Origin of the sequence: Streptomyces sp. NPDC059080, from assembly GCF_042739975.1 — a bacterium.
Taxonomy (GTDB): domain Bacteria; phylum Actinomycetota; class Actinomycetes; order Streptomycetales; family Streptomycetaceae; genus Streptomyces; species Streptomyces benahoarensis.
The window spans coordinates 60,890-72,242 of record NZ_JBHYGX010000004.1 but is presented as its reverse complement, the minus strand read 5'-3'; the positions used below and the strand labels follow the sequence as shown (position 1 = coordinate 72,242).

Annotated in this window: 10 protein-coding genes; 6 read left to right on the top strand and 4 right to left on the bottom strand. The window is 71.8% G+C overall.

Features of this window, described 5'->3' with window-relative positions:
* Nucleotides 1–153 precede the first annotated feature (153 nt).
* Nucleotides 154–558 (bottom strand): peptidase inhibitor family I36 protein, encoded by a 405-nt coding sequence (locus ACFWWQ_RS04080; protein ID WP_384589707.1) that lies wholly within the window; start codon nt 556–558, stop codon nt 154–156.
* Between the two features lie 554 nt (nt 559–1,112).
* Nucleotides 1,113–2,714 carry an MFS transporter gene (locus ACFWWQ_RS04075; protein ID WP_384589704.1) on the bottom strand — a complete coding sequence of 534 codons (1,602 nt, stop codon included), beginning with the start codon at nt 2,712–2,714 and terminating at the stop codon, nt 1,113–1,115.
* A gap of 115 nt (nt 2,715–2,829) precedes the next feature.
* On the opposite strand from ACFWWQ_RS04075, the gene ACFWWQ_RS04070 reads away from it, so the two are divergent.
* From ACFWWQ_RS04070 to ACFWWQ_RS04045, 6 genes are all read left to right on the top strand, one after another.
* A complete protein-coding gene (locus ACFWWQ_RS04070) occupies nt 2,830–3,489 on the top strand; it encodes a TetR family transcriptional regulator (RefSeq protein WP_384589701.1) in 660 nt (219 codons plus the stop codon).
* A 241-nt stretch (nt 3,490–3,730) separates the two neighbouring features.
* Nucleotides 3,731–4,954 carry an alpha/beta hydrolase gene (locus ACFWWQ_RS04065; RefSeq protein WP_384589698.1) on the top strand — a complete coding sequence of 408 codons (1,224 nt, stop codon included), beginning with the start codon at nt 3,731–3,733 and terminating at the stop codon, nt 4,952–4,954.
* Nucleotides 4,955–5,045: 91 nt separating this feature from the next.
* Complete coding sequence (locus ACFWWQ_RS04060; RefSeq protein ID WP_384589695.1) at nt 5,046–5,924, top strand: DUF4429 domain-containing protein; 879 nt, start codon at nt 5,046–5,048, stop codon at nt 5,922–5,924.
* Nucleotides 5,925–6,038: 114 nt separating this feature from the next.
* Nucleotides 6,039–7,394: a sensor histidine kinase gene (locus ACFWWQ_RS04055; RefSeq protein WP_384589692.1), complete on the top strand. Its 1,356-nt coding sequence runs from the start codon at nt 6,039–6,041 to the stop codon at nt 7,392–7,394.
* Nucleotides 7,391–8,071 carry a response regulator gene (locus ACFWWQ_RS04050; RefSeq protein WP_384589689.1) on the top strand — a complete coding sequence of 227 codons (681 nt, stop codon included), beginning with the start codon at nt 7,391–7,393 and terminating at the stop codon, nt 8,069–8,071. The genes ACFWWQ_RS04055 and ACFWWQ_RS04050 overlap by 4 nt, the downstream gene beginning before the upstream one ends.
* A 352-nt stretch (nt 8,072–8,423) precedes the next feature.
* The gene (locus ACFWWQ_RS04045; protein ID WP_384589686.1) at nt 8,424–9,587 is read left to right on the top strand and encodes an alpha/beta hydrolase; all 1,164 of its coding nucleotides are present in this window, start codon (nt 8,424–8,426) and stop codon (nt 9,585–9,587) included.
* 72 nt (nt 9,588–9,659) lie between these two features.
* Here ACFWWQ_RS04045 and ACFWWQ_RS04040 read toward each other — a convergent pair whose 3' ends face one another.
* Together ACFWWQ_RS04040 and ACFWWQ_RS04035 are read right to left on the bottom strand one after the other, a co-directional pair.
* Entirely contained in the window at nt 9,660–10,676 is a 1,017-nt protein-coding gene (locus ACFWWQ_RS04040; RefSeq protein ID WP_384589683.1) for an aldo/keto reductase, read from the bottom strand.
* Between the two features lie 6 nt (nt 10,677–10,682).
* The gene (locus ACFWWQ_RS04035) at nt 10,683–11,207 is read right to left on the bottom strand and encodes a MerR family transcriptional regulator (protein ID WP_384589680.1); all 525 of its coding nucleotides are present in this window, start codon (nt 11,205–11,207) and stop codon (nt 10,683–10,685) included.
* Between the last annotated feature and the right edge of the window lie 146 nt (nt 11,208–11,353).

Genomic DNA, 11,353 nt, shown 5'->3' with positions numbered 1-11,353 from the left:
CGGCGGGCGCCCCGCGCGGCGGCGGGGGGGGGGGGGGGGGCGGCCCCCCCGCCCCCCCCCCCGCCCCGCCCCCCCCCCCCGGCCGGGGGGCGGGGGGGGGCGGGCGCCGCGTTTCCGGGCACGGCCGTGTCCGATGCGCGGGTCATCGGCCGGTCAGTGCTCCCAGATCTTCACGGCCCGGAAGCGGTACGGCGAGCTGGGCACCCAGCTGCCGCCGCCCGGGTAGGTGTCGAACTCGCCGGTCTCGGCGCATTCGGCGCTCTGGTACGTGGTGACCGGGCGGCCGGTGCGGTTGGCGAGCGAGGCGGCCGTGGTGCCCTTGGGCAGCGGGATACAGCTGTCGATGTCGGTGTCGGCCAGTTCGAAGGTCCGGCGCTTGCCGCCGAACTCTGCCGCGGGCCAGACGCAGAGCTGGCCGTTGGAACAGTCGCCGGAGGTGGCGCTCTTCCCGCCGGGCGCCGCGTGGGCGGCGGGTGCGGTGAGGACGGCGGGTGCGGCGAGCGTGGCGGCCAGCGCGGCGAGGCCGGTGACGAGCGCGGTGCTGCGGTGCGTACGCATAAGGAATCTCCCCCGTGGATACGGTGATGGGTCCGCCGTCGGCCGGTTGCCCGCGGCGGTTCACTGCCGAGCTTCGGCGTCGGCCGGGGCGGCTGCCAAGGCCCTGGCGGCAGCACCACCCGGTGGGGCGATGTGGACGGAGCGTAGGGCTCGGGGCCAAACTTCGCGGCGTCGGGTTGACGCACCGACAGCGGCCGCGCGGGGCCGCAGAAACCGTTCCTCCCGCCTGTGCCAAGGGGCCCGCACGCAGACCGTGCGGGAGGCGCCGTGGTGAGTTCCCCTGCGGGACTCATCCGAAGGAGCGAAACGGGGCGGAAGCCGGGGCCGGGCGCGGCAAGGCGTCGACGGTTGCGGCCCGAAGTGGCGCGTACGGCGGGGAGTTGACGCGTAAGGCGGGGGGAAATGCGCGGGGCGGCCCCCGTAGCCACGGGGCCGCCCGGCACAGGCGTGGCGCGGGGCCGGTGAGGGGCGACCATGGGCCCGGGCAGCGCAACGGCGCGCGGCCGGACCGGAGTTGACCGGTCCGGCCGCGCGCCGTCGGGGGTGCGAGCGGCTCAGATGTGGCCGACGCCCGCGCCCGCCTCCGCGTTCTCGCCGCGCTTGGTGAACAGCGCGACCACGGCGGCGACGACCGCGACACCGCAGGCCACGGTGAAGGCGAGGCCCATGCCGGAGACGAAGGTGTCATGGGCGACGGCGACGATCTTCTGGCCGATCGCCGGCGGGGTGTGCGGCGGCACCGGCGCGAAGCCCGCCGAGACCGCGTCGGACGCCTGCGACAGCTGCTTCGGGTCGACCGCGGGCAGCCCCGCGTCCTTCCAGTTGCCCGGCAGGTCGTTCTCCACGCGGGACGCCATCACCGCGCCCAGGACAGCCGTACCGAGGCTGCCGCCGACCTGCATCGCCGCCTGCTGGAGACCGCCCGCCACGCCGGACAGCTCCAGCGGGGCGTTGCCGACGATGACCTCGGTGGCGCCGACCATGACCGGGGCGAGGCCCAGACCGAGCAGGGCGAACCAGATCGACATCGGGGCCGTACCGGTCTCCGTGTCCAGACCGGACATGCCGTACATCGCGACGGCGGTCAGGACCATGCCGCCGACCAGCGGGATACGCGGGCCGAGCTTGGTGATCAGGGCACCGGCCAGCGGCGAGCCGACGATCATCATGCCGGTGAGCGGCAGGAGGTGCAGACCGCTGTCGACGGGGCTCATGCCGTGAACGTTCTGGAGGTAGAACGTCACGAAGAACAGGCCGCCCATGAACGCGAAGGCCATCAGGACCATCAGGACCGTGCCCGCGGTGAGCGGCACGGAGCGGAACATCCGCAGCGGGATGAGCGGCTCGCGCACCTTCGTCTCCAGGAGTGCGAAGAGCGCGAAGAGCACCACCGAGCCGATCAGGAAGCCCCAGGTCTGCATCGAGCCCCAGCCCCACTCGGACGCCTTGATCAGCGGCCAGATGAGGCAGAACATCGCGCCGGACAGCAGCATGATGCCGGGGATGTCGAAGGAACGCGGGGCGTTGGCCGCGCGGTGGTCCTTGAGGATCACCAGGCCCAGGACGAGGGCCAGCACGCCCACGGGGACATTGATGAAGAACACCGACTGCCAGCTGACGTGCTCGACGAGGAGACCGCCGACGATCGGGCCACCGGCGGTGGAGGCGCCGATGACCATGCCCCAGATGCCGATCGCCATGTTGAGCTTCTCGGCGGGGAAGGTCGCGCGCAGCAGACCGAGCGCCGCGGGCATCAGCAGCGCGCCGAACAGTCCCTGGAGCACGCGGAAGACGACGACGAAGGTGACTTCCTTGGAGAAGCCGATGGCCCCGGAGGCGGCGGCGAAACCGACGATGCCTATCAGGAACGTCTGACGGTGGCCGAAGCGGTCACCGAGCTTTCCGGCCGTGATCAGCGCGATGGCCAGCGCGAGCATGTAGCCGTTGGTGATCCACTGCACGTCGGCCAGCGAGGCGTTCAGATCCTGCTTGATGGCCGGGTTGGCGATGGCCACGATCGTGCCGTCGAGGGCGACCATCATGACGCCGATCGCGACGGAGAAGAGAGTCAGCCACGGATGGCCGCGCAACCCCTTACGGGGCTCCGGTACGGGAAGTTCCGGCGCGCTCTGGGCAACCGGGGTCTGGGAACTCATACTCAGACACTAATGTCAGCCACTGACAGTTGACAAAGTAATTCGTGAGCCGGTAACTGTCATTTCGCTCACAGCTATCCTGAGCAGCGAGAACACCATGGAAAGGCGGCGCAGCATGGCCCCGTCGACGCCGCACGAAGCGGCTCTGTGCGGACTGCGCGCCCGCAAGAAACAACGCACCCGGGACTCCCTGATCCGCGCGGCGCTCGAACTGTTCACGGCCCAGGGCTACGACGCGACGACCGTCGACGAGATCGCCGCCGCCGTCGACGTCTCACAGCGCACCTTCTTCCGGTACTTCAGCAACAAGGAAGACGTCACCTTCGCCGCCCAGGAGATGGTCGAGGCGCGCTTCCTGGAGGAGTTGCGCCACCGGCCCGCCGACGAGGCGCCGCTGACCGCGCTGCGCAGCTCGGTGATGGCCGCCTGGGACGACATCGCCGCCTCGATCGAGCCGATCATCCCTGTGGAGCTGCACATGCGCGCTTACCAGATGATCGAGTCGACGCCCGCGCTGATCGCCGCGCACATGCGGCGCTCCTCCGATCTGGAGGAGGAGATCACCCGGCTCCTCGCCCGGCGGGAGGGGCTCGACGCGGACCGGGACCCGCGCCCCCGGGTGCTGGTCGGGGCGTTCAACGGCGTGATGCGCGCCGCCGGGAAGGCGTGGAGCGAGGGCGATGAGGTCACTGTCGCCTCGATCCGTGAGCTGACCCACTCGTATCTCGATCACATCGGGCCCGCCCTCGACGACAACTGGCGCGAGGAGCGGTGACGCGCGCCCGGCGCGTACGGTCCGCCCGCGCGCCGGGGACGTACCCCGCCCCACCCCGGGACACACCGTCACCTGGTATCGGCGGGGTGCGACGCGCCGATTCCGGATGAGTCCGGTGCCGCACTCCTGAGCGCGGTCACGCGGTTTCGAATGTCCGCTTTGTTCGAATTACCCGCCGTGAAACGTGACATGACTCACCCGCGGAGCAGGCATGCTGTCGCGTCTCCTAGGGTGGCCCGCGGTGACTTCTTTCTCTGGGCTCGGCCCCTCCTTCGGTTCCTTCGGATTCCTGCAGTCCACCGCCTGGCGTGCGGCACTCGCCCTGGTGGTGGTGTTCGTCATGCTCACCCTCACCGGCTGGACGGCGGTCAGAGGCCACCAGGAGGACGCCAACCCACTGGCCACGGCGAGGGCCGACTGGCGGCACAGCACGTTCCACGGTGACCGGCTGCCCGACCCGGACGCCGCACCGGCCCGGCTCCGCGCCTTCTTCGCCACCCTGGACCGCGCCGGTCGCCGCGACCTCGCCGACCGGTATCCGCTGGTCGTCGGCAACATGAACGGCGCGCCGGCGGAGCTGCGCTACCGCGCCAACCGCACCGCGCTCGACCAGGCACGCGCCATCGAGGAGCGGCGCTCCACCGACCGCCGCCTGACGCCCGTCGGCCGCCAGGACGCGGGCCGTCTGATGCACCGCTTCGAGTCGATGATGTCCAAGGGCCGCCAGATCCTGGCGTTCGACCCGGCGGGCGGCGGCCGCGCCGCGGAGGTCTTCGGCGACCTCGACACGGCCCGCCGGGTCTCCGTGGTCGTCCCCGGGGTGGACACCAACCTGACGAACTTCGAACGCACCACCCGCGCCACCAGCGCCCCCGTGGGCATGGCCGAAGCGCTCTACGGCACCGAGCGTGCCGTGCGGCCGCACACCAGGACCGCCGTGATCGCCTGGGCCGACTACACCGCCCCGGCCGGTCTCGGGGTGGAGGCCGCCACCGGGCAGCTCGCCGCGGGGGGCGCCATCCGCCTGCAGGCGCTGACCCGCGCGCTGCCCTCGGCCGACGCCGTCGCGCTGTTCTGCCACAGCTACGGTTCGGTGGTCTGCGGCCTGGCCGCGCGCGATCTGCCGTCGAACGTGCGGGACATCACGGTGGCCGGCAGCCCCGGCATGCGCGCGGCCAACAAGGCGGCGCTCGACACCCGGGCCCGGCTCTGGGCCATGCGGGACTCCGACGACTGGATCCAGGACGTGCCGTACATGGAGGTCGGCGGGCTGGGGCACGGTCCCGACCCGGTCGACCCGGCGTTCGGCAGCCGTCTGCTGTCGGCCGAGGGCGCCGTCGGCCACGCCGGGTATTTCACGCCCGGCACGGAGAGCCTGCGCAACTTCGCAAAGGTCGGTGTGGGCGCGCTCTCGGACGTGCGCTGCGCGGCCGACGACGCCGGCTGCGACGCCGGGCTCGCCTGATCCGCCGCGACGGCCGGGGGTCGTCGGCCACGGACGGTACAAGGTGTCCATAAGGGGGACGGGCGGGCAACCGCCGCATACGATGAGCCGCATGGGTGATGTGCTGGCCGGTTTTCACGCCGTCTGGGAGTTCGGAACGGACTCCGTACTCATCCGCTTCGAACGGGGGATCCGCAGGCCGAAGCTGTTCCAGGCGCTCGGCGAGCGGCGCATTCCGTACGAGGCGCTGAGCGCCGTCGAGCTGTCCGAGGGCAGACGCGGCACCATCGTGCTGCACGCCGTGCCACGACCGGGCGCCGACCCCCTGATGGAGGCGGCCGCCGGACAGCTCAAGGAGGACGCCGACCCGTACCGCCTGGTGCTGCCCGCCGAGCACGGGGCCCCGGCGGCGCGGTACGCCGACGAGCTGCGCCGTCTGCTGGGCCCGGGCGCCGGGGAGCCCGCCGACCGCCATCTGGTCGCGCCGCCCGAGGGCCCGCTGCACTTCAAGGCGTACGACGGCAAGGCGTCGTTCGACGGGAGCGCGGTGACGTTCCGCTGGTTCTGGACGGGTGCGTCGTCCGCGAAGTGGAAGTGCGGCGACCAGAGCTTCGGCATCGGCAAGTTGAGCGGTGTGGAGTGGCGTTCGCCGGAGCTGGTCACCGGCCATCTGCGGCTCCTGGAGCGCACCGCCCTGGACGAGGCGCCCGGGGAGGCCGATCAGGACCCGGCGGCCGTGGTCTTCGGCCTCGGGTACGGGCCCGTCCACGAGTCGCTGCCGTTCGCCGCGGCGGTGCTCGCGGCGGTGCGGACGGCACAGTCCGGGCCGGAGCCGACGGCGTGCGAGCCGGTGCGCCGGGCCGGGGACGCCGGGCGGAATCCGGCTGATATCGCCGACCGGATCCGCCATCTCGGCGAGTTGCACGGCGCCGGACTGCTGACGGACGGCGAGTTCAGCGCGAAGAAGGCCGAACTCCTCGCGGAGTTGTAGCCGCTGCGCGCAGCCGCGGCGCGAACAGCCATGGGTCATACCGTGGTAGGGGGTGCAGCTCCGCACTGCGGTATGACGTTCGGTTCATCGCAGTCCACTTACATTGACTGCGCGATGACCCGAGACCTTTCCTCTTCCTCGACCGGCACCGGCGCGGCGCGCGCACCGGCCCGGGAGCGCGCCCTGCACACGGCCCGCCGGGGCCTGGCCGCGCTCAGCGGGCTGGGGGACCGGCCCGGCGCGCCGCTGCTCGGATCGGCCCGCAGCACCTGGGCCCGCCGCCTCCCGTACGTCCTCGCCATCCTCCTCACCACCGTGCTGATGCCGGTCGCCGCGCACAACCTCAGGGAGAGTTACGGCATGAGCGGCGCTCCCGCCGGGCTCCTGGGGGCGGCGCAGACGCTGCCGTTGCTGATGGCGGTGGTCCGGCCGCTGTCGGCGTGGTGGGTGATCTTCGGCTCCGACGTGCTGTGCGCACTGCTGCTCTCCGCATCCCCACAAACACAGCCCTGGCCGTGGCCACCGGCGGCGGTCATCGGCTATCTGGCGCTGATGGTGCCGCTGTCACAGCGGGAGAGCCGCCGCACCCTGGCCTTGGTCTGGGCGACGACGGGCGTGGTGGGCGTCTTCCTGGAGCCGCTGACGCCCCGCGGCAGCGACAACACCTGGATGCTGCTGTTCGTGCTGGCGGGCGTGTTGCTGCTGGTCGGCCTCGCCGTACGGGAACGCGGCGACGCCAAACGGAAGTTGCGGGAGCAGGAGACGATCAGCGAGGCGGAGCGGGCCCGCCGCACCCTGCTGGAGGAGCGGGCCCGGATCGCGCGCGAACTGCACGACGTGGTCGCCCACCACATGTCGGTGATCACCGTCCAGGCCGACAGCGCGCCGTACCGCATCGAGGGCATACCCCCGCAGGCACGGGAGGAGTTCGCCGCCATCGCGACGACGGCGCGGGAGTCGCTGACGGAGATGCGGCGGCTGCTCGGAGTGTTGCGCAGCGCGGAGGCGGAGCGGGACGCGGGTCCGGAGAAGGCCCCGCAGCCGGGTCTGGACGAGCTGCCACGGCTGGTCGAGGCCACCATACGGGCCGGCGTGCCGGTCGAGTTGGCGCTGCCCGAGGAGCCGGTGGCGCCGGAGCCTGCGGTGGCTCTCTCGGCCTACCGCATCGTGCAGGAAGCCCTGGCCAACGTGGTGCGGCACGCCCCCAGGGCCCCCACCCAGGTATCGGTGGCGCGGTCCCCGGACGGCATCCGGCTCACGGTGGTGATCCTCAACGGCCCGCCCCCGACGCCGTCCACCGCCTGGGAGACCTCCGGCACCGGGCACGGCCTGGTGGGGATGCGAGAGCGGGTGCGGCTGGTGGAGGGTTCGCTGAAGACCGTGCCGCTACCGGGCGGCGGCTTCATGGTCGCCGCCCAACTCCCTTTGCCGTTGCCGTATCCGATCGATAAGGACGCCGACTCCTCATGACCACACGGGTGATCATCGTCGATGACCAGGCCATGGTGCGGGCGGGTTTCGCCGCGCTGCTCGCCGCGCAGAGCGATATCGACGTGGTCGGCGACGCTCCGGACGGCGTCCAGGGCGTCGAGCTGAGCCGCCGGACGCACCCTGACGTGGTGCTGATGGACGTACGGATGCCGGAGATGGACGGCCTGGAGGCGGCACGGCAGTTGCTGTCCCCGCCGCAGGGCGTCACGCATCGCCCGAAGGTGCTGATGCTGACCACCTTCGACGTCGACGACTACGTCTACGAGGCGCTGCGCGCCGGTGCCTCGGGGTTTCTCCTCAAGGATGCACCGCCCGCCGATCTGATCGCGGCGGTGCGGATCGTCGCCGCGGGTGAGGCCCTGTTGGCGCCGTCCGTGACGCGTCGGCTGATCGCGGATTTCGCACGCCAGGGACCGGCGCCCCGCAAGGAGAGCACCGCACTGCGGCTCAACGGCCTCACCCCGCGGGAGACGGAGGTGCTGAAGCTGATCGCCCGCGGCCTCTCCAACCAGGAGATCGCGGACGCACTGATCCTCGCCGAGCAGACCGTGAAGACCCACATCGGGCGCGTACTGGCCAAGTTGGGGCTGCGTGACCGCGCCCAGGCGGTCATCTTCGCGTACGAGTCGGGGCTGGTCACGCCCGGCGAACGCTGAGGCGCCGCAGAGTTCGCGTCCTCGGCGGGGCGGCTACGGGCTCGCGCGATACGGGTTCCGTTGCGTCGGCATGCGGCAGGGCGTTCCCGGCGTGCCGACGCAGCCCTCGGTCCGGTTTCCGGTGACCTCTGCGAGCGGTCGGGGCGCTGCCCCGGCCGGTTCGCACCGCGATATGACCGCAGGTCAGCCGCCACTCCCCCGCCATGGTGAGGCCGGGTGGTACTCAGGTGGGACCCGGCGTCACTACCCCCTACTGCGGTATCACTCAGGAGTTGGCCCCGAGGGGTGACGCCGTCTCACCCGACGCCTTTCTACGTTTCCTTCCATCGCACCACTGCACGAGGGAGACACCATGGCACTGCTACGAGCCGCCACCCGGCGCGGCCGACGCGCGCTGATCACCGCCGCGCTCGTCGCGCTCGTCGCCGGGGGCACGGGCGGCTGGGCCGCCGGCTCCGCGGAGACCGCCGTGACCGGGCCCGCGCCGGACGCCGCCGCCTGGCGCGCGGACCATTCCTTGGGCATCCGGCTGCCGGATCCGGCGACGGCGCCCCCGGCCGAGGTGGCCCACTTCTTCGACGGGCTGACCGCGGCCCAGCGGTACGCCCTCGCGGTGCGGCACCCCCTGACCGTCGGCAATCTCGACGGTGCCCCCATAGCACTGCGCTACCAGGCCAATTCCCTTGCGCTGAAAGCCGAGCGAGACCGTCAGCGGGCGCTGTCGACCGACTCCGGCGGCACCCTTGAGGACCATCGTGCGGCGCGCCAGGCGGCCGACCGCCACACCGAACTGCTCGCGCCCGGACGCCACATCCTCGCCTTCGACCCGCGTGGTCGCGGTCAGATTGCGGAGGTGCACGGCGACTTGGCAAGGGCGGAGCGCACCGCCGTCGTCGTCCCCGGCTCCGACATCGATCTGACCACCTTCGACCGCGACCTCGATCCGTACGGCACCCCGACGGGGATGGCGACGTCGCTGCGCGCCCGGATGGCCACCGACGCCCCCGGTGTCCGGACGGCCGTGATCGCCTGGACGGGGTACACCACCCCGGTCGGTCTGGGGCCGGACGCCGCGACCGGGAGGCTCGCCGAGGCCGGTGCCCCCCGGCTGGTGCGCTTCCTGTCCGGGCTGGCAGCGGTCGGCTCCCCCGCACCGGCGTTGCTGTGCCACAGCTACGGCTCGGTCGTCTGCGGTCTCGCCGGGCCGGTTCTGGGCCACACCGCGAGGGATCTGATCATCTTCGGCTCCCCCGGCATGCGTCGGCCGTCGGCCGCCGCGGTGGACGGCTACGCCCAGGTATGGGCCGCGCGGGATGCCACGGACTGGATAGGCAACGTTCCCCATGTCGATGTGCTGGGGCTGGGCCATGGCGAGGACCCCACCGACCCGGCGTTCGGGGCACGGCAGGTCTCCGCGATACGGGCCGAGGGCCACACGGGCTATCTCGCCCCGGGCACCGACTCACTCCGCAATTTCGCCGCCATCACGCTCGGGCGCTACGCGGCCGTCAGCTGAACCGGGCCCGGTCCGGCCCCCTGCCCGCCCTCCCGAAGGGTCCGGGCACCCGCCCCCCAAGGCTCCCGTCCGTCACTCCCGTCCGGCAGAGGTGAACGTCATGTCCGCGTACCGGCCCCCTGCGACCTTCTCCGCGATGGGTTCCAGCAGTGCCAGCTCGTCCCCGGTCAGCCGGATGCGGGTGGCGGCAGTGTTCTCCTCGATACGGGTGCGCCTGCGGGTTCCGGGGATCGGCACCACGCTCAGGCCGTGGGTCTCGGCCCGCTGCTGGACCCAGGCCAGCGCGATCTGTCCGGGCGTCGCGTCGTGCGCGGCGGCGAGAGCGCGGACGGGTTCCAGCAGCGCGGCGTTGGCGGCGGCGTTGTCCCCGGTGAAGCGCGGCTGCTGGCGGCGGAAGTCGTCGCTGCTCAGCTCCTTCTCCGCATGGACGAAGGAGCCGGTCAGGAATCCCCGGCCGAGCGGCGAGTACGGGACGAAGCCCACTCCCAGCTCGGCCGCGGCCGCGACCACGCCGTTCTCCACGTCACGGCTGAAGAGCGACCACTCGGACTGGACGGCGGCGATCGGGTGCACGCCTTGGGCGGAGCGCAGTTCGGAGGCGGTCACCTCGCTGAGCCCCAGGTGCTTGACCTTGCCTTCGGCGACCAACTCGGCCATCGCGCCGACGGTTTCCTCGATCGGGAAGGACGGGTCTCGGCGATGCATGTAGTAGAGGTCGATCGTGTCCACGCCGAGTCGCCGCAGACTGCCCTCGACGGCCTGCCGGATGTAGGGCGGGTCGTTGCGGATGACGCGTTTGTTCGGGTCGGCGGGATCGATGGCCAGCGCGAACTTGGTGGCCAGCACGACCTCGTCGCGGTGGTCGCGGAGGAAGGGACCGAGGAACTTCTCGTTCTCGCCGTTCCCGTAGAGGTCGGCGGTGTCGTAGAGGGTCACGCCCAGTTCCAGGGCGCGTTCCAGGGTGGCGCGTGCCTCGTCGGTGTCGGTCGGGCCGTAGGCGAAGCTCATGCCCATGCAGCCCAGGCCCTGGACTCCGACGCGCGGGCCGCCGGTGCCCAGCTCCACGGTGTCGATCTTCTCGCTGCCCATGTCGGCTCAGCCCCTCTCGGACGCCCGGCGTCGGGCGTCGGCGTAGATGTCGATCTTGTAGTCGAGCACGGCGAGGGTGCTCTGCAGTTCCCCGATGCGGTGCCGTACGTTCTCGCGGTGCGCGGTCAGCAGCCGTTCCCGCTCGGCGAACGTCGCGTCGCCACTCCTGACCAGTTCGGCGAAGCGCACCATGTCGGCGACCGACATACCGGTCAACCGCAGCTTGCCGACGAACGCCAGCCAGTCCAGGTCACGGTTGGTGAAGCGCCGTTGTCCGGTGTGGCTGCGGTCGACGTGCGGCATCAGACCGATCCGCTCGTACCAGCGCAGGGTGTGGGCGCTGAGCCCGGTGTGAGCCGCCACCTCGCTGATCGAGTAGCAGTCCCGGCCGGTCGGGCGCGGGTGGAGCACCTCCTGCGCGCAGCTCCGCGCCGCCCACTGCGGACCGTCCGGTGTCCATTGTGTGGATACCGCTCCGCCACACGTCACCACCGTTTCCTCGATCACCATCTCGCTCCGGGTCACCGTCATGCCACGTCTCCCCTGTTCGGCTGTCGCCCCCGTCGACGTCACTCAACGCTAGAGAGTTGGAGTGCACTCCAAGCAAGCGCGGTCTTGACCGGGATTTGGCAAGTACCCCACGCGGCCCGGAGCGCCGCTGGCCCGTCTCCCGATGC